The 17,848-nt window shown below is 61.7% G+C and carries 13 protein-coding genes and 2 tRNA genes; 1 reads left to right on the forward strand and 14 read right to left on the reverse strand.

All coding sequences use genetic code 11. The features are described from left to right. Position 1: 1 nt before the first annotated feature. The 12 genes from WC421_00755 to WC421_00810 all read right to left on the reverse strand — a co-directional run bounded on the left by WC421_00755 (position 2) and on the right by WC421_00810 (position 13,704). Positions 2 to 1,267 carry a hypothetical protein gene (locus WC421_00755; protein MFA5160754.1) on the reverse strand — a complete coding sequence of 422 codons (1,266 nt, stop codon included), beginning with the start codon at positions 1,265 to 1,267 and terminating at the stop codon, positions 2 to 4. A 115-nt stretch (positions 1,268 to 1,382) separates the two neighbouring features. Continuing rightward, positions 1,383 to 2,204, reverse strand: a complete 822-nt coding sequence (gene rsmA / locus WC421_00760) for a 16S rRNA (adenine(1518)-N(6)/adenine(1519)-N(6))-dimethyltransferase RsmA (GenBank protein MFA5160755.1) — start codon at positions 2,202 to 2,204, stop codon at positions 1,383 to 1,385. Beyond that, positions 2,204 to 3,913 carry a tetratricopeptide repeat protein gene (locus WC421_00765; protein MFA5160756.1) on the reverse strand — a complete coding sequence of 570 codons (1,710 nt, stop codon included), beginning with the start codon at positions 3,911 to 3,913 and terminating at the stop codon, positions 2,204 to 2,206. Before WC421_00765 ends, rsmA begins: the two co-directional genes overlap by 1 nt. Before the next feature lie 7 nt (positions 3,914 to 3,920). After that, positions 3,921 to 5,627, reverse strand: a complete 1,707-nt coding sequence (locus tag WC421_00770; GenBank protein ID MFA5160757.1) for an adenylate/guanylate cyclase domain-containing protein — start codon at positions 5,625 to 5,627, stop codon at positions 3,921 to 3,923. A gap of 3 nt (positions 5,628 to 5,630) precedes the next feature. Continuing rightward, complete coding sequence (locus WC421_00775) at positions 5,631 to 7,619, reverse strand: NlpC/P60 family protein (GenBank protein ID MFA5160758.1); 1,989 nt, start codon at positions 7,617 to 7,619, stop codon at positions 5,631 to 5,633. A 44-nt stretch (positions 7,620 to 7,663) separates the two neighbouring features. Beyond that, positions 7,664 to 7,736 (reverse strand) — tRNA-Pro (locus WC421_00780). 65 nt (positions 7,737 to 7,801) lie between these two features. Next, entirely contained in the window at positions 7,802 to 8,755 is a 954-nt protein-coding gene (locus tag WC421_00785; protein MFA5160759.1) for an NAD-dependent epimerase/dehydratase family protein, read from the reverse strand. 421 nt (positions 8,756 to 9,176) lie between these two features. Further along, positions 9,177 to 9,251: transfer RNA gene (locus tag WC421_00790), tRNA-Arg, on the reverse strand. 64 nt (positions 9,252 to 9,315) lie between these two features. Continuing rightward, positions 9,316 to 10,107, reverse strand: a complete 792-nt coding sequence (locus WC421_00795; GenBank protein MFA5160760.1) for a HAMP domain-containing sensor histidine kinase — start codon at positions 10,105 to 10,107, stop codon at positions 9,316 to 9,318. A gap of 47 nt (positions 10,108 to 10,154) precedes the next feature. Further along, entirely contained in the window at positions 10,155 to 11,288 is a 1,134-nt protein-coding gene (locus tag WC421_00800) for a DegT/DnrJ/EryC1/StrS family aminotransferase (protein ID MFA5160761.1), read from the reverse strand. A gap of 47 nt (positions 11,289 to 11,335) precedes the next feature. Continuing rightward, complete coding sequence (locus WC421_00805; GenBank protein MFA5160762.1) at positions 11,336 to 12,922, reverse strand: DUF6798 domain-containing protein; 1,587 nt, start codon at positions 12,920 to 12,922, stop codon at positions 11,336 to 11,338. Next, the gene (locus WC421_00810; GenBank protein MFA5160763.1) at positions 12,919 to 13,704 is read right to left on the reverse strand and encodes a gamma-glutamyl-gamma-aminobutyrate hydrolase family protein; all 786 of its coding nucleotides are present in this window, start codon (positions 13,702 to 13,704) and stop codon (positions 12,919 to 12,921) included. Before WC421_00810 ends, WC421_00805 begins: the two co-directional genes overlap by 4 nt. Before the next feature lie 72 nt (positions 13,705 to 13,776). On the opposite strand from WC421_00810, the gene WC421_00815 reads away from it, so the two are divergent. Continuing rightward, complete coding sequence (locus tag WC421_00815) at positions 13,777 to 14,682, forward strand: hypothetical protein (protein MFA5160764.1); 906 nt, start codon at positions 13,777 to 13,779, stop codon at positions 14,680 to 14,682. 36 nt (positions 14,683 to 14,718) lie between these two features. Here WC421_00815 and WC421_00820 read toward each other — a convergent pair whose 3' ends face one another. After that, positions 14,719 to 15,132 carry a hypothetical protein gene (locus WC421_00820; protein ID MFA5160765.1) on the reverse strand — a complete coding sequence of 138 codons (414 nt, stop codon included), beginning with the start codon at positions 15,130 to 15,132 and terminating at the stop codon, positions 14,719 to 14,721. Further along, positions 15,129 to 17,822: a tetratricopeptide repeat protein gene (locus tag WC421_00825; protein ID MFA5160766.1), complete on the reverse strand. Its 2,694-nt coding sequence runs from the start codon at positions 17,820 to 17,822 to the stop codon at positions 15,129 to 15,131. The genes WC421_00820 and WC421_00825 overlap by 4 nt, the downstream gene beginning before the upstream one ends. Positions 17,823 to 17,848 lie beyond the last annotated feature (26 nt).

The raw sequence follows: 17,848 nt of genomic DNA on the forward strand, positions 1-17,848 counted from the left end.
ATCAGTTCTCCAGCCCCGGCACGCCTATAAAGACGTGCAGCGTGGACTTGTTCTCCCGGTACTGGCAAATCTGCTGGCGCACGGCGTTCAGTATGGCGGAATCGTAGTCTATTTCCGCCACACTTGTCGCGCCGGAGCGGGATATTGTTCCGCCGGTATAGCCTACCACCGCCCCGCTTATAAGCGCGGGGTCGTAAATGGTTGTAGTGCCGGTGGCGTATATAAACCCGCTGAAATAGGAGTTGGACCCGGCTGTAATGGACAAGTTGCCGTTCACAAAAAGCACCCCGCTGCCCACCAGCGGGCGGGTGGAGGAGAAAACGGCGTTCCCGTCCACAAACATCAGCGTCATCTCCGGCAATGTGGCGGGAAGCAGGCTTGTGTCCGTAACCACATAATCCGCCAGCAGCTTCAGATCCGCGCTGGAAACGCCCATCACATAAAGCGGGGTGGGGTCGTTGGTGATTGTGGCGCTGGCCTGGCTGCCGGCCAGGGTGGCGCCGGTGTTGACCGTGGGCGCGTTGCCGCTGTAGCGGCAGGCCCCGACGCCGGTCATTCCCATCACCCTGCCGTTTTTATTGAGAACCACTGTTCTCGTGCTGCCGCTGCCGCCGTTTTTGACGGTGAATGCCGCCTCCATCGGCAGCGAAAGCGAGATGCGCCGTATCTCGGTGGAGGCGCGCACCCGGGAGAGGACCACATTGGGCGAGACGTTGTAAGCCTTCGCCGGGTCCACCTTTTTATAAATATAGCCCGCGCTTTCCAGATACCAGACCAGCCCCTCGCCGGAATAGTGGCCGTCAACCCGGTCGCCGGTGATGTCGCGCACGGCATGGACATTGGCCCCGCCGGAGGCTGGATTTACGGTCTGCCTCTGCAATTCGTAGCGGCCCCATTTGGAGTTGTCGTTTGTTATGGGAAATTCCTTGACCAGGCCGGTGCTTTCGTCTATGGTGTCGCGCAGCAGGGGGTTGGCGTTGTAGCGCGGATAAAAAGCGGCGTCGGGGTATGAATAAAGCGTCGGCGGCACACCGCTGCGCACCGGCTGCACCGTCTGCCGCTTGAACCAGGAGATGCAGTCCACCAGCCCGGCGCGGGCAAGGTTGTCGGCCTCGGTCAGCACATGCTGCTGGATTTTTGTTTCCTTATGCGAGGTGGCGATGAGCTGTCCGCCCACGGTCATGAAAAACACGACCAGCAGCGACAGCAGCACCGCTATCACCAGAGCCGACCCGCGCCTTGCGCCGCGCAGAAAAACAATTCCCATATCAAATTACCCTTTTAATAGTAGTATAAACTCCTAACACGGGCATTGCAATAGCAACATGAACACATCCCGTTTTCCGCTTTGTTTCATAAATCTTATCCCGGGGCAAATCTGTTCACAATCCACGGGCCGCGCCGGGACCGGCGGTTTTATCCAGGCAGCCGGAAAGTTTGAGATAGTTTTCCATGGAAATTGTTTCCGCGCGGGCGCGCGGGTCTATGCCGGCGGCTTCAAGCGCGGCTTCAATATCCCGCCTGCCCGCGCCCAGGCAAAGCGACAGTGAGTTCAGCACGGTCTTGCGCCGGTGGGCGAAAGCGGCTTTTGCCGTCCTGAAAAACGCCGCCTCCCGCGTCTCGTTTTCAAAAAACGGGGTTTCCAGTCTTGAAAATTCCAGCACCGCGGAATCCACTTTCGGAACCGGCTTGAAATTGCCCCGGCCAACCCGCATGGCCTGGCGGACGCGGGCTTTTGTCTGCGCCGCCAGCGAAAGCAGCCCGTAGTCCGCGCCGCCGGGTTTGGCGGTTATCCTGTCGGCCACCTCTTTTTGCAGCATGAACACCGCCCCGCCGAAAGCCGGATGCGAAAGCGCCCGGCGCATTATTGCCGCGCCGCAGCAGTAGGGCAGATTGCCGATGAAAAGAATGCGCCCTCCGCCCGGCGGGAAGCGGGACAGGTCCGCCTCCATGAAATCGGCGCCGGCGATATCGCAAAGCCGTGCCACGTCGGGCCGGGATTGCAGCCGGAGGACCAGGGCGGGGTCTATCTCCACTGCGGCAAAAGCCGCGCCGCGCGCGGCTATCATGCCGGTGAGCGCGCCTCTGCCTGGGCCGATTTCAATGATAAAATGCCCCGGAAAATTGTCCGCCAGCGAGACAATGCCCCGCGCCACCGCCGCGTTGTCCAGAAAATTCTGCCCGTATTTAACTATATGCCGCATCAGTTTTTCGCCACGTTGGAGGGCGTGGAGAGCCATTTCAGATTTTCCTGCGCCGTCTGGTTGCCGGGGTTGAGGTCCAGCGCCTCTTTGAGGCATTTTGCCGCCTCGTCCTCTTTGCCCATTATGGTCCACGCCACGGCGGAGCCCATAAGCGCGGTCTCCTTTGCGCCCAGCTCCCCGGCGCGGCTGAATTTTTCCAGCGCGGGGCCCGCCTCGCCCAGTATCAGGTGCGCAAGCCCGGCGGCGGACCATCTGGCGGGGTCCGTTTCGCTCTGCGGCAGCGAGGCGAGGGAGGGCCGCACCTCGCTGACCAGCTCCAGCCAGCCCGATCCCATCACCCACAGCCCCATATCGTTGCCGACCATGCGCGGGTTGTAAACCGCCTTTGAATTGTCCGCCTCCGGCGCGCCTTCCGGGGCGGGGCCGCCGCCCGCGCCGCCGGTTTTGGCGGAGGTCATGCTGACGGCCATGCTCATCTGCGCGCCCGCCGGCACGCCGGAAACGGCCTTGTCCAGCTCGTCCGTGATGGATTTTATCTGGTTTGCCCGCTCCTCCGGGCCGGAGGCCGGCGGCAGCGAAAAGTCGCGCCGGGCGGCCAGCGCGGCGGGCTTGTTTAACTCCGCGCCGAGGGCCCTGCCCATGCTGCCGCTGTCGGAAAACGCGGGTTTTTCCGGCTTATGCTCCGGCATATAAACCATTTCCACCGAAACGCGCACCGGCTGGTCCAGCGGGACACGCTCCATATTGCGCCGCAGCGAATCAAGCGGCGAGCCGGGGGAGGTTTCCGCCGCCGGTTTTTGCGCGCCCTCGCCTGCGGAGGAGCGCGATTTGGACGTCAGCCCCGAATAGGCTATTGAAAGCGCGATGCCGCCGCCGGTGTTTGGCATCAGCGCAAAGCCGCGGCCTATCACCTCCTGCGCCAGGGCGCGCTGTCCGGTTTTGTCCAGCAGCAGGCAGTAACGCAGCCGCGCCACCGAATCTCCGGGTTTGAGCTTGACGGCCCGCTTGTAAAGCGGCAGCGCCTCCTTTGTGTTGCCCCCGCGCTCATAGATGGCGGCAAGCTCCATGGCGGCGTCCTGGTAGTCCGGGTAAAAATCCAGCGCGTTTTTGAAGGCGGAGGCGGCCTCGTCGTCGCGCCCGGCGCGGGAATGCAGCGTCCCCAACTGGAACCAGTAAAGCGGGTTGCGCGGCTCCATCTCCGCGGCGCGGCGCAGGTAGGGCAGCGCCTTGTCGTAATCCCCCATCCCCATGTGTATGGAGCCCAGATTCATCTGTATGTCGGAGCGCCGCGGCGCGTAGCGCGCGGCGGAGCCGAAGGCGTCCAGCGCGGCGGGGGCGTCGCCCTTCCAGGCATAGGCGATGCCGGCAAGCTGCCAGCCGTCGGAGTTTTGGGGGTCCAGCTTCAGCGCGGCGGAGTATTCGGTAAGCGCCTGGTCCACCTGCCCGGACCAGTAAAGCGCCGCGCCCAGCAGCAGATGCGGCCAGGGGTGGGAGGGGTTTTCCACCACCGCGCGCCCGAATTCGCTTGCCGCCTCGGAATAGCGGCCCGCGTCCAGCAGCGAGACGCCGTGCGTCATGTTGCGGTAGGACTGGGCCATCATAAGCCTGTCCCAGACGGTGTGTTTTTCCGGCGGCTCGTCGTCTGCGGGGACGGCGGCGGCAGCCTGCGCGCAGCACAGGCAAACGCAAAGCAAGATGCGCGTCAGCATATGAGATTCAGGACGACGCGCCCCCGCCCGGCGCTATCCTGTAGACCATTATCTCCCGGCCCGCGCCTTTGAAATCGTGCGGGCCTACCGGAAGGCAGCGGGCGTCCCTGCCGCTCATGGCGGTGGTAACCGCCTCGGTCAGCCAGACCTCGCCCGCCTGGGCGGCGCCTTCCAGCCGCGCGGTTATGTTGACGGCGTCGCCGTATATGTCGCCGTCGGCGCCGAGGGACACCTCTCCCGCGTTCAGCGCGACGCGCACGTATATCGCCTCGCGCGTTCTTTTGCCGGCATTGTATTTTGCAAGAGACTCCTGTATCTCCACGCCGCAGGCTACGGCATTGGAGGAACTTTCAAAAACCGCCAGGAAAGCGTCGCCTATGGATTTCACGATTTTGCCCTTGAACCGGCGTATGACCGGCGCGACAATGTCGTTATGCCGCCTGAGGTACTCCATCATAAAAGCCGGAGTTTCGGAAGCGGTCCTGGAGGTGTAGCCTTTGATGTCGGTCATCATTATCGTATAGTTGCGCGTTTCCACCGACAGATTTTGGTGCAGCATGTTGTAGCGGGAGACGGCGTCCCTGTAGTTTATCCCCTCCGCCGTGAATTTGCGGTAAATGTTTACGGCTATGTCGGCATGGCCCTTCTGCTCGCAGCGCTTGGCGGCAAGATAGTGCAGTTCGGTGGCGCGCCTGATGTCTACGTTGCGGGCGAACACGGGGTAGAATTCATTGGCCAGTGTCGGGTCCGTTTCAAGCTGGAGGGTGAAATAAGCCAGGTAGTCGGCGTCGCTCCACTTGTCGCGCGGGTTGCGGTCCATGAGCGCTTTGGCCATCTGGGAATTTCCCTCGTCAACCAGCATGGTAACCACCTGCGCCAGCATATGGCGCGGCAGCGCGTCCAGATGATGCGGCGGCAGCGCGCGCGCGCCGTTTATCTCCAGCAGCGTTTCCCAGGTGGTCTTATGCAGCAGGGACACGGGTATAGATTCCAGCAGCGCCACGGCCTTTTCCTTTTCCTGCGAGCAGACAAGCTGCCGCGCCAGCGCGTTTGCGGCCTGGAACGCGGCCATGGCGTCTCCGCCGGAGTTAAGCAGGGCCAGCGCGCGCGCCAGCGGTTTTTGCGGCAGGTTTTTTATCTGCGCCCACGAAACCTGGCCGTAAACCAGCGCCGGGGCGGCTTCGGCGGCGGCCCCGAAAACATCGCGGCGCAGAAAAAGCGTCTCCGCGTATAGCCGGAAGGCGCCTTCTATATAGAGGAAATTAAGGAATTCGCGCAATTGGTGTTCGTTGAGCCTGCGGGCCAGTTTCCGGCACAAAATATCCTGCCGGACGCAGGCCCAGGCAAGCTTTTTAAGCTCCTCATCGCCCCACAGGTGGGTGAAAAAGCGGCTCAGTTTTCCGATTATTTCCGCCGGACCCGCGCCTTCCAGATTCGGGCGCACGGCGCGCGGAATCACAAACAGAAACAGCGCAAGCAGCGCCGCGCCGCCGGCCAGCGCGGCCCGTTTCGCGCCCCGCTCTGCCGCCAGCGCGCGCGCGGCGGCGAAAATGTCCCGCGCGGCGGACAGACGCTCCCTGTCGGTCGTGTTGAATCTGGCCGGGTCAAGATATACCGTCCCGGACGAAACGCCGCCGCCCGCTTCCGCATACGCGCAAACCGCGGGCGCGGCAAGCTGCGCCGCCACAAAAACCCACCCCAGCGTCCGTTTCATGTTTTAATCCATGACGGAACCGAAATACACCTTTCTGCCGGAGGCCATGTCGCCGTATTCAATCTTTTCCAGCGGCAGTCCCAGCTTGTCCCGGAAAGACACCTCGCGCATCATGCTGACTTCCTGTGTGGATTCAAGCAACGTTTCTCCTCCGGCGTAAATCATCACATGGTTGACCTTCGTCAAATCCTTGCGCGAGGTGGTGAACACCAGATCGCCCTTTTTCAATTCCTTCCGCGTTACCTTGCGGGCGGACTGGTACTGCTCCTGCGCGTCGCGCGGCAGGTATATCCCCGCCGCCCTGAACACCGTGCTGGAAAGGCCGGAACAGTCTATCCCCTTTATCGTGCGCCCGCCCCAGAGGTAGCGCGTGCCTATAAACTCGCGCGCGAGCCGTATTATCTCGCCGCGCAAATCGGTTTTGTCCAGCCGGGCGACGCTTATGTCAAACTTTGCCGGCCTGCCGCCAGGCAGCACCGTGTCTGCGGAGCCGTCCTTTTCGGAAAGCGGCCACAGCCGCGTTCCCATGTAAACCTCCAGCGGAAGAGGGCCGCTTGCGGCGCGCTCCTCCACCTTTGCGGCTGGAACGGCGACCGCCAGCCCGTCGGCGTAAATATCGCCGTAGACCAGGCTGTCGGCCAGCACCCAGCCGGGGTAGCCCACCCATTTTTCCGGCAGGGACATGGCGTCCTCGGGCGGGGCCTTCTCGTCGGCATAATAGGCCTGCTCAAGGCACTGCACATGCGCCCAGCGGCCCTGCCGGCCCGTAACCAGCACAAGCTCGCCCATAAGCAGCTGGGTAACGCGCTTTTCGTCCAGGATTTCCGGCTCCTCGTAGACATCGGTCAGCGGCGCGCCGGCGCGCATCACCCTGGGCAGCCGCGGGATGACGCGGTACACCAGCCCGCCTTTGTTGCCCAGCCATATGCCCGCGAACTGCTTGCGGTCGTAGACGCGGCAGACGATGTCGGCGGTTTTGCCCGCCGGGTCGTTGACGAGGAAGTTCCCGTCCGCGTCAAAACCCTCCACAAGCACCAGATGCCCCTTTGTCGCCTTGACGGGGGCGCCGTCCAACTCGCCCTGCGCATAGGTTATGCTGGCTATGAACGGCCTGCCGTTGGCTATTTCATGCTCGGCCTGCGCTATGCCGGAGAAGCGGTCCGCAAAACCGTCAAACCCCAGAGAGGCGGCGTAGGCGGTGTTGAAAGGCCAGTTGCCGTATATTTTCGCGCCGTTGTCGTAGACGGCGCGGGCAACGTCCATGGTGGTTTTCCTGATGCCGTGGTATTCCAGCAGCATGGCAAGCGAGGTGGGGCTGCAAATGTCGCCGCGGACGCTTTTATCCTCAACCTCCTGCGACCGGCGCGGCACGCCCAGCCTGCGCCGCCAGGGCGCCTTGTCGCCGCCGGCAAGGGTGCACAGCGCGTCCGCTCCGGCGCGGGTCCGCGTTGAATCCAGATAGCTCACCGCAATAAGCCGCAGCGCGGTTTCGCCGGAGGGGCCGTCCAGAATAATCCTGTAGCGGAAGGCGGCGGCGGGTTTTTTGAGGGCCAGAATGTCGGTCTCCACCTTGCCAAAATCGTCCTCCTGCGCCGGAAAGCTTTCGGACTTGCCGCCCGGACGGAACATTCCCATCCGGTACCAGCCGCTCCATGCAAGCCCGCCTTTTTCGGAGAATGCCGCGCTGAGCTCGCAGGATATTTCCGCCCCGGCGGGCAAATCGGCGGCGGCGGAGATTATCAGCCTGTCAAAATCAAAAAGCGCCATGACCGGCGCGGATTCCAGCGTCATCACGCCATGCCGCTCCGGCCCTGCGGCCACGGCGAAAACGCCGCGCCCCGGGTCAATCTCCTCCCCGCCGGAGACTTTCGCCGCGGCGAAATCCGACAGGGACATATGCACGACCGTGTATGCCGGCCCGGACACGGGCTGCCACAACGCGCCCGCATAAGCCCCGTTGCAGGACATAAGCTGGAAAAGAGCGAGTTTCATAAGCGCACCGCCCATAATTAAGATAACCCTGCGCGAAACGGCAATCGGGGCACCCGGGGTTGAACCGGGAACCTCTTGGTCCCAAACCAAGCGCTCTGCCAATTGAGCTATGCCCCGCGCAGACAATCCGCCAGGTTCAAGGATACAAATTATAAGCCGCTTTTTTCAAAAATCGGAGGGGATTACACGAAGGTTTTTTTGAGGCCCTCTTCCAGCGGAGTCCAGCTTTTGCGGCCCGCGTCCTCCATCCAGCGGCGGGGAGAGGCGGTCCAGTGTCCGGCGCAGGCCTCGCGCGCCTTGTCGGTGTTGAAAACCGGGTCCGCGCCTATCAGCGGGGAGACGGTCTGGTATATCTTTCCGGCCACGCGCATGGCGGAGGGGGAAAGCGTAAGCATGAACGGCTGGCGCGCGCCCATAGCTTTGGCCATGGCGGAGATGAAATGCGTCCATGGATAGGTTCTGTCCTCGCAGATGAAATAGGCCTTCCCGCTCAGCGCGGGGTTTTTCTGCGCTTCCGTTATGGCGTCCACGAGGTCGTCTATATATGTGAAGCTGAACATCGTCTCCCCGGCGCACATGTTGATCATAAGGCCCCGCCGCACCCACCGCGCGATTTTGGAGACGCCGGAATCGTTTTTGCCGTAAACTATGGCCGGGCGCAAAATCACCCGGCGCGCGGCGGAGGGCAGGGCTGCAAGCGCGGCCTCGCCCGCCAGCTTGGTTTTCCCGTAGTCGGAGGCCGGGGCGGGCGGGTCGGCTTCGGTCCTGGCAACGGTGGCGGACGCGCCGGGCCCCGCCGCCGCCAGGCTGGAGACGTAGACAAAGCATTCCGGCGGTTTTTGCGCTTTCGCGCAGGCGGCAACAAGATTGGCGGTGGCCGCGGCATTGGCCTTTTCAAACTCCGCATAAGAACAGGCGAATATCGCCGCCGCCAGATGGAACACCGCGTCGCAGCCGTCAACCGCTTTTGCAAGCGATTCCACGCTGCCGTAATCCGTCTCGGCAATCTCCACTCCCTGCGGCGGATTCAGGGGAATGCGCCGCGTCGCCACGCGCGCCTGCCAGCCTTCGCCCAGCAGCCGCGCCGCAAGCGCCCTGCCTATGAAACCGGTCCCGCCCGTGATAAGAGCCTTCACAAACTTCCTCCCGGACAAGCCCGTTTCCCGCAGCTGCACAGCGGGGTTCGGCGGCAGCCGGCGGGGCATTCCTGTGCAGAATTGTTTTTGCACACGCGGGTATGCCCGTCAAATTCCGCGCCGGGCTGTCCCCGCCGTCCGCCGCATCGGTTATCGCTGCCAGCCGCAATTTCCAGGGTCATAAAATCTCTCTCGGGAGCATGTCTGATAAAAAAACCGCTGCCGCAGTTTTTTTATTTGGTGCGCCCGACAGGAATCGGTCACAACTCTGCGGGACGCCGCCGCGACCCGCAGGTCGCGACCCCGCCTCGCGGCCTCGGCTGCTGCCTCGGCATCGCTCCGGCCTTCGATTCCTGACGCAGGCCAAGCAGTTGGCCTGCTTCGTGCGCAATAAAAAAACCGCTGCTGCAGTTTTTTTATTTGGTGCGCCCGACAGGAATCGAACCTGTACTTGAAGCTTCGGAGGCTTCCGTGATATCCGTTTCACTACGGGCGCATAAATTCCGGCTTATGTCAGAATAAGCTCTTATTCAATTATAGCTGATAGCGCCGGGGAATTGCTATCCGCCGCGCTGCGGCTGCCGCGCGCGCGCAAGAGTTACGGTTACCGAAAACCCCGTCCTGCCGCAGCGCGCGGTTTTAACCGCGCCGCCATGCAGGCCTATGATGCGCCGGACAAGGCTCATCCCCAGCCCGCCGCGCCTGCCGCCCTGAGGATAAATCCGCTCCGGCAGCCGGTAAAAAGGCCGGAAAAGCCGGATATTCCCGTCCTCAAGCCGCGAGGCGGAGCAGGAAATTACTATCTCCGTTTTGGAGCGGCGCGGACGCGCGCTTATGGTTATGGAGGAGGCATCCTCCGCCAGCAGCATCACATTGGCCGCCAGCTCGCGCAACAGGGTTTGCAGCCAGTGGAAATCCATGCTCACATAAAGCGGCTGGGAAGGGATGGAAATGTCAACCGCAAGAAGCGGCCTGCCCCCGGCCTCACGGCAGGAAAAACCGCGGTGTCTGATGTCCGGCGCCATGTCCGCCGCCATGCCTTCCAGCATGGAGCGGATATCGCTGCTGCACCGGGCCGGCTGTATAAGCCCCAGGTCAAAAGCCGCCAGGTCCAGGAAAGCATCGGTAACGCCGGCAAGCCGGTTGATGGATTCCCGCACCCGCGCCAGCTGCTTGAGCTGCTCCCCTGTCAGCGGGCCGGCATAGCCTTTGAACAGGTAATCCACATACCCCGACGCGCCCATCAGCGGACCGCGGAATATGTGCGACAGCGAATTGTAAAACTCTTTTTTGAGCGCGCCGCCAAGACGCGGCGCGCGGAAAAAAGAGTCCGCCGGAAGCGGTGGCTTCATGGAAACACCCTCGCAACCCGTTCAGACTGCCGCATGCTCCGCCGCGGCTATTTGCGGTAAAAGGCCTTTATCTCTTCGCAGACGCGGGCCACCTGCTCCGCCGTGATTTCGGGGAACATCGGCAGCGACAGCGCCGAATCGCAGGCTTTTTCCGTATTCGGATAATCCCCGGGCTTGAGCCCCAGCGAAGCATACACCGGCTGGCGGTAAAGCGCAAGCGGATAATACACCGCCGTGCCTATGCCTTTTTCCTTGAGATGCGCGGCCAACTCGTCGCGCTTTACCGCCCTGACGGTGTAGACATAGAAAGACTGGCTGGAGCCGCCCGCTGTTTCCGGCGGAAGCGAAAGCTGGGGAACATCCCTGAGGCCCCCGTTGTAAAGCGCGGCGGCGGCGCGGCGCATTTCCGTCCATTTTTTCAGATGGCGCAGCTTGATGCGCAGGATGGCGGCCTGCATGTCGTCCATGCGCAGGGTGGAGCCTTCATGACTGTATTCGTAGGCCTTGCCCAGCGCCCTGCCGCAATGGCGCAGGCTCTGGGCCGCTTTGACCACGTTTTCATCGTTTGTGGTTACCGCTCCGGCATCGCCGCAGGCTCCCAGATTTTTGCTGGGATAGAAGCTGAACGCCCCCGCATGGCCGATGGCGCCGGTCATTTTCCCCTTATACGCGGCGAGATGGGACTGGGCGCAATCCTCTATCACCTTCAGATTGTGTTTTTTGGCGATGGCCATTATCTTGTCCATCTCCGCCGGATAGCCGTAGATATGGACGGGCAGTATGGCCTTTGTTCTGGCGGTGATTTTGGCTTCTATTTTATCCGGGTCCAGATTGCAGGTGTGGGGGTCTATGTCCGCGAAAACAAATTTCGCGCCCGTCAGGGCAATTGACGAGGTGGTGGCGATAAAGGTGAACGGGGTGGTGATAACCTCGTCCCCCGGCCCGACGCCGCAGGCGCCCAACGCGATTTGCAGCGCCGCCGCGCCGGAAGAGCAGGTTACGCAGTATTTCGCCCCCATAGCCTCGGCGAATTCTTTTTCAAAAGCGGTGTTTTCCGGCCCCAGAACCCATTGCATGGATTCAAGCGAGCGGATGACGGCCTCGTTAATTTCCTTTTGTATGGACTGGTGCTGGAGTTTCAGGTTGAAAAGCGGAATCGGCGTGGTTGTCGCTGTTGTCATAAGACCTCCTGTATGCGGATATTCTAGGATATTGCCCGGCCCGCCCGCTATATTTCGCACACCGCAAAACCGGAATTCTCATAAACCAGTTTCCCGCAGCCGGCGCGCGGAACGCCGGAGTCTGCCGTTTTCTCCCGGGAATGCGCCACTATGTAACGCGCCCCGTATTTGCGGCACAGCAGCCGGCGGTCCTGTCCGGAGTTTGAGTCGCGCTCCCGCGAAAACCAAATTCGCTCCGCCCCCGGCGCCCAATGCATGGCCGCGCCGTCCAGCCACTCCGTCACCGGCGAGCGTTCCGAAAAAACCCGCCAGCCGCGCATATCCGGCGGCGTCAGGAACACCGTCTCCGGAGGGGTGTTTTGTTTCGCCCAGAGCTGGGTTTCTATCCAGGCGCGGTCCCCGGCATCCTTGAAATCCAGGCCGAAGTACAGCACGCGCTCCAGCATGAAAGGCACAAACAACACCGCCACCAGCGCCGCCGGCAGGACGTATTTCAGGCGGCTGTCCGGCGCGGGTTGCGGCGCGCAAGGCAGCGCGCGCAAGGCCAGAAACGCCGCGCCCGCGATTTGTCCGGCCAGCGGGTTTGAGAATTCAAGCAGCGCCAGGCACAAAAGAGCGGATGATGCCGCGCCGCGCAAACCGCCGCTGTCGGCTATAAACACGGCGGCAAACACCATCGCCAGCGGCGCAAACAGCGAATCGCTCCTGAAAAACTGCAATACCAGCATTTGCCGCACGGGGAATATCTCCGAAAAAAACAGCGCCGCCGCCCACATCGCCGCGAAGGCGAAAAGAAAAGCCTTTGCCTCCGCAGCCCTGCGGCAGCCGCCCATGCCGCGGATATACAGATAAGCCAGCAGCGGCAAAAAAACCGCCACATTGCGCCATTTGGACATTTCCCACTGCGAGGGGAAATAATGTCCGGGATACCACAGTTTCAGGATGGCGGCAAATTCCGGCCCCGCATGGCCGAAAGGGTTTTTCAGCCGCAAATACCAGACAGCCCATACCGCCATAAGCCCCGCAAACCCCGCCCCGGCGCGCAGCATGGCCCGGCGGTTTTCCTTAACGGCAACAAATGCCGCCGCATACATGACCAGCAGGAAATTGGCCGTCAGCCCGTTGATGAAGTAAACCGCCCATACCAGCGCGAAGGCGCGCATATAGCCGCGCCGCAGGAAATAAATCAGGCTTAGCGCGGCCAGCGGAGCGGAAAAAGAGGTCTGGAACATGGCGGCCTTCATAAGCGGGTCCTCTCCCATGAGGGAAAACACGTTCGTTATCGGGCTGAGCGCGCACAGCAGGCAGGACAGGACAGCCGCATCCTCCCGCCCGGATATCTCCATGGCCAGCAGGTATATAAGCCGCATGAACCAGATTTTGAGCGCGGCATAAAGCCAGAAATGCAGGCTTTCAAGCGGGAAAAACGCCGCCAGCCTGGCCATCAGCAGCGGATACAGCGACGGGAACGCGCTTTGCGAGGCGATATAAAAATCCCCCGGATACAGCGAAGGGTTCATCAGCTTCTTGATGAAAGGGATTATTTGCGCGGTGTTGGGCGAGCTTGAATAAGCGCAGCCGTAGACAAACAGCGAAACGGCGGCGCAAACCAGCGGGACGGCGTATTTTTTCATTTGCCGCCGCGCCCGCCCGCCGCCGAGATAAACCAGACGAAAACGGAATTGAAAACAGGCTCTGTCTTCCTGAGCTTTTCGGGATGGAACTGCACCGACAGGATATTGCCTTTCTCCACCGCCTCCGCAAGCCCGTCGCCGGACACGGCGGAGACGGCAAACCCGCCGCCGATTTTATCCAGCCCCTGATGATGATAGGAATTAACCCGTATGCGCGCGGTTTTGAGCAGACTGTATAAAAGGCTGTCCCTGCGGACGGATATTTCATGAAAGCAAGGTTTGCTTTTCCCGTTCTCCCGTATGCGGTGGACGACTTTTTTGCCCCCCCGCAGCTGCGACGGAATGTCCTGATACAGCCCGCCACCCGCCCAGATATTAAGCAGTTGATGCCCCTTGCATATCCCCAGCATGGGGATGCCGCGCGCCGACGATTTTTTCACGGCGTCCAGCTCGTAGAGGTCAAAGGCCCTGTCAACGGTTTCCGTTTTCGGGTTCAGCCGCTGGCCGTAGAGGTCCGGCGCGATATCATCCCCGCCGGGAATCAGCAGCCCGTCCATGCGCTCAAGCCGGGCGGCGGTCTCGGTTGACGCCAGCAGTTGCGACAGGGGAACCGCTTCCCCGCCATTATCGGTTATGGCCTTCGTATAATCGGACAACTTGTCGGTTTGCGGCAGATGCGCGGCCTCCTCCGGGGTGTAGAGCAGGCCTATGGCCGGCGTTTTCGCGTTCGCCGCGCAACAAAGCGAGGCAAACAGAATCAGGACAACGGAAAATCTTCCCATAAGATAAGATTATCAGGCATTGTTTTTGCATGTCAACTGCGAGCTAGCGCGAAAAATGGGTAGAATAGCCACATGCGTTTCACTGCCCTGCTTCTGCTGCTGGCTTTGGCCGCGCCCGTCCGGGCCGACGGCGGCGGGAAGTTTTTTGAAACCGAGATAGAGCCGGACCCCTATTACTCCAGCATAGGCTGGTACCGCGCGCTGACCAGCAAGCCCATAGAAAACGTCGGCGAAAAAAGCGAATGGGAGATTTATTCCGAGCTGGTGAAGAAATTCTCGCCCCGCACGCTGATACTGGAACTAAGCGTAAATCCGCTGCCCTGCGCGGGGACATATGCCAGAAAGCAGGCGCCGGATTTTTACCGGAAGGCGGATATGGACAAGGACTTCAACCTGCTGGAATCCATAACCGCCGGTTTCGAGGAGCCGTGGGCCGCCTCGGTTTTTCTGGGCAATGTTGTGGAGTTCGGCTCGGTTAAAAACGAGTTGCTGGGCAAGCGGCACGGCTACGCCGGGTTTCTGGCCAGCGCCGGCAATTTCCACATCAAGCAGAACATAATGATTCAGGACGACTGGATTGAGACGGAGCTAAAGCTCAAGGGCGAGCAGTTGCTGGAGGAGCGCGCCCTGCGCTGGAGCTTCCGCGCCGGCTACAAGCATCACGGCAACCTCTATATAGAGGACGCGCTTTACGCCGGAATACGGCGCAGCCGCACCGATTTCAAGGGGGACCGCAACCCGTTCATCAACAACACCGGCATAGAGTATGTGATAGACCTTTCCCGCCGCAATATGGAACCGCTGCGCCATTTCCTGCTGGTGGACAAAAAATTCCCGCTTAAAAACAAGAGATTCGCTTTTTCGCTGGGGCTGGGCCTGATGTGGACGTCGGGCAAGAAATACACCGGCCCGCTGGCCGATACGGGAAGCCAGGGCTCGCTGACCCAGTTTCTGATTCGCCCCAATATAGAATTCTGACCCATTCCCCGCGGCTGGCAGCGGAAACCGCGGCGGTTATTTCTCCGGGATGCGGCTGCGGCACATCGCCTCGAATTTGGCGCAGTTCATCACCAGCAGGTTTTCGCGGCGGGCGCGCTCCTGCAATGCGCGGTCGGAAGTTACTATAAAAGCGCGCTGCCCCTCGTGTTTCAGATACAGCGCGCATTCCACCAGAATATCGTCCGCGCTTTCATGTCCGGAAAAATCCACTTTCAGGCTTCCGCGGGCGACCGGCCCGGCGTCCCGCCAGCCGCCGTCCAGCACCACGCGGAAGCGGCTGCCCGCAAACCCGCCGCCGGACAGCGCGCAATCCAGCCAGTCCAGAAAATCCCGGACTGCGTCGTCCTCGCCGGGCCCGCCAGCGTCCAGATGGCTGCGCACGTAATTAAGCCCGTCTATCAGGTATTCCGCCGGCTTGGCGCTTATCATTTCCCCGCCCGTTCGGCAAGCGACAGCAACTGCCGCGCGCGCGAATCCGAGGGGTTGAATTCCAGCGCCTGCCGCAAAAGCGTTTTGGCGGATTCCACCCTGCCCGACTGAAGCTCAAGCCCGGCAAGCGCGGTTTTGCCGGCGGGGCTGGAGGGGAACGCGGCCAGAACCGCCTCCACGCGGCGGCGGGCCTCGGCGGCGTCGCCGCGCGCGGCGTATATCCGGGCCGTCAGCAGCGCGGGATAGCGCCAGTCGGGATATTTCAGCGCCAGCGCGCGCGCCTGCGCCAGCACGGCGTCGGACTTGTCGCCGGAGGAGAATTTAAGCTCAATCTCTTTGGCGCGGTTTACTTTTTCCAGCACAGTATCGGAGGCCGCCCTGCCGCCCGCGTCCAGCCTGCGCAGATTGGTTTCCAGCATTCCGTTGAGCGGATCCTCCTCAAGCCCCATGGAGAAATACTTCCGCGCATCATCGGGGCGGCCAATCCTGGTGCAGAAAAACGCCAGCGTGTTGAGGTAGTTGCCGTTGTGCCGGTAAACCGGCACGGCGGCCTCCATGACGGCGGCGGCGCGCGCGGCCAGCGCGCCGCCGGTGCGCGCGTCAAGCGCCATTTCCGAAACCAGATTGTAAGCCTGAGAATTCAGCGGATTTATCCATGCCGAGGCCGCCGCATAGGGAAAAGCCGCCACGGGGTCCCCCAGCCGCTTGAACATCACCGCGGAAAGGTTGAAGAAAATCTCGTCATAACCGCTGTTGGCGGCCAGCGCGCTTTTATAGGCGGCCACCGCCTGTTCGGATTTGCCCGCCAGCGCCAGCGCGTTGCCCAGCTCGTATTCCGCGTTCACCTCATGCAGCGGGATTTTATGCGCCTTTTCCAGATATTCCATCGCGCCTTCGCCGCCGGTGCGCGAGAGCTTGAAGCCCCAGAAATAATTTTTCTCCCTAAGCCATTGCGCGCCCCAGATTAATATGACGGCGGCGGCAGCCGCGGCCAGCGCCGCTTTCGCGGCAAAGCCGCGGCGCGGCGCGGGCCGCTCCGCCCGGCCCGAACACTCTCCCGCCAGAACGCCAGCCAGCCACCAGAACATGAAAGCCGGCACCGCGAAATGCAGGGAAACGTTAAGCATGTTGTCGGCCAGCATGCCGGCAAGGGCGGCGGCGCAGCCCGCCGTCACGGCGGCCCTGTCGGGCGGCGCGGTTCCGTAATAGCGCGCGAATGAAAAAAACAGCGCGGCAAATATCAGCAGATACAGCCCCGCGCCGATAATGCCCGTCTGCGAAAACACCTCAACAACCTCGTTATGCGCGTTATTGGCATGGGTGCGCAGGACGCGCGCCGCCTCGTTGAATATCAGTATCGGCCCCTGGTAGAACGGATAGAACATCTCCAGCAGCCCCCAGCCCTTGCCCAGCAGCGGGTTTTCAAGCCCCATCCCAAGGCAGCCGGTCCAGATAAGCATCCGCTGATGCCAGGGCGCGTAAACCGTGTCGTTCCGGCCCGGCAAATGCGTCAGGGCGGATTTCATGCCGCCCAGCTCCTCCACGCGCTGCTTGAGAGTCGGGTGATAATCGCTTATCCCGCCGGAGGGCCAGAACGCCGCCAGCGCCAATACCGGAACCGCCGCGGCAATCAGCAGTTTTTTCCGGGACAGGGCCAGTTGCCGCTCCGCCTTAAGCGAAAAAACAAAGCCCATCGCCGCAATCGCGCCTATCCAGGAGGAGCGCGTCATGCTCGCCAGCAGCGAAGCGCAGTATGCCAGCAGAACAATCCAGTAGAAGGCCCTGCGCCAGAAATTCTCCTGGCGGATATAGTACATCCACGCGAAAGGCAGCAGCATCACCAGATAAGACGACAGAAAATTGGGATTGCCGAAAGTGGACACCGCCCTGGAGCCGTAGGGGCTTAACATCCGGGGCCATACCCAGTCAATGCCGAATGTCTGCATTATCCCGTAGCCGGAGGCCACCGCGCCGCCGGCCAGCGCCACCTGAAGCAGCGCGTCAAAACTGGCCTCCCTGGCGGCAAACCAGACAACCGCCAAAGCAAGCAGCCACAACGCCGTGCCATAAGGGTCAAACATGCGCTGCAATGTGGAATACGGCTCCGGCGCGATGCGGACATCTGGATACAAAGCCCATAACGCCCCCCAGCCGACAAGCGCGGCGGCAAGGCCTATGGGCCGGGAAAACGGCTTGTCCGAAATTTTAAGCGATTTTGCCAGCTGATACACCAGAAAACAATTTACCGCGGTAAACAGCCCGACGCGCAGCCCCTCGTTGAGCATGGAAGGCCTGAAAAACGCGGCATGGCCGAAGTATGCGCGCAGCCAGCTTGCCAGACAGGCCGCCAGCCACAGCAGCCAGGGCAGATCCGGCGCGGCCCGGACCGGGCTTTTCCGCATGAAATGCGCCGCGGCAAGGACGCAGACGAATATGTTGAGCAACGTTATCTGGGTGTAATAAGGGTTGCGCGTCAGGTCGGTGAAAAACAGCAGCGGGCACAGGAACAACAGGACCCCGTAAATGAACCCCTCCGGCTCAAAAGCGGCTTTCGCCGGGCCCGGCGCCGTTTTTGTTCTGGCGGGCGGCGGCATCAGGCCTGCTCCCAAACAAGCCCGGAAATCGCAGCCGGCGGCGGGAACAGGGGCGTCCGCCGGCGCGGACAGTCCGGCGCGGAATTTGGCGGGCATACCCGCAGGGCATGCAGGGAAAATGC

It is taken from the genome of Elusimicrobiales bacterium, assembly GCA_041651175.1.
Lineage (GTDB): Bacteria > Elusimicrobiota > Elusimicrobia > Elusimicrobiales > Elusimicrobiaceae > JAQTYB01.

Excerpts from the sequence above, each read along its gene's own strand:
- WC421_00800 (MFA5160761.1), bottom strand. The coding sequence starts at position 11,288 with ATGACAACAGCGACAACCACGCCGATTCCGCTTTTCAACCTGAAACTC.
- WC421_00795 (MFA5160760.1), bottom strand. The coding sequence starts at position 10,107 with ATGAAGCCACCGCTTCCGGCGGACTCTTTTTTCCGCGCGCCGCGTCTT.
- WC421_00815 (MFA5160764.1), top strand. The coding sequence starts at position 13,777 with ATGCGTTTCACTGCCCTGCTTCTGCTGCTGGCTTTGGCCGCGCCCGTC.
- WC421_00755 (MFA5160754.1), bottom strand. The coding sequence starts at position 1,267 with ATGGGAATTGTTTTTCTGCGCGGCGCAAGGCGCGGGTCGGCTCTGGTG.
- WC421_00775 (MFA5160758.1), bottom strand. The coding sequence starts at position 7,619 with ATGAAACTCGCTCTTTTCCAGCTTATGTCCTGCAACGGGGCTTATGCG.
- rsmA (MFA5160755.1), bottom strand. The coding sequence starts at position 2,204 with ATGCGGCATATAGTTAAATACGGGCAGAATTTTCTGGACAACGCGGCG.
- WC421_00825 (MFA5160766.1), bottom strand. The coding sequence starts at position 17,822 with ATGCCCGCCAAATTCCGCGCCGGACTGTCCGCGCCGGCGGACGCCCCT.
- WC421_00805 (MFA5160762.1), bottom strand. The coding sequence starts at position 12,922 with ATGAAAAAATACGCCGTCCCGCTGGTTTGCGCCGCCGTTTCGCTGTTT.
- WC421_00810 (MFA5160763.1), bottom strand. The coding sequence starts at position 13,704 with ATGGGAAGATTTTCCGTTGTCCTGATTCTGTTTGCCTCGCTTTGTTGC.
- WC421_00820 (MFA5160765.1), bottom strand. The coding sequence starts at position 15,132 with ATGATAAGCGCCAAGCCGGCGGAATACCTGATAGACGGGCTTAATTAC.
- WC421_00770 (MFA5160757.1), bottom strand. The coding sequence starts at position 5,627 with ATGAAACGGACGCTGGGGTGGGTTTTTGTGGCGGCGCAGCTTGCCGCG.
- WC421_00765 (MFA5160756.1), bottom strand. The coding sequence starts at position 3,913 with ATGCTGACGCGCATCTTGCTTTGCGTTTGCCTGTGCTGCGCGCAGGCT.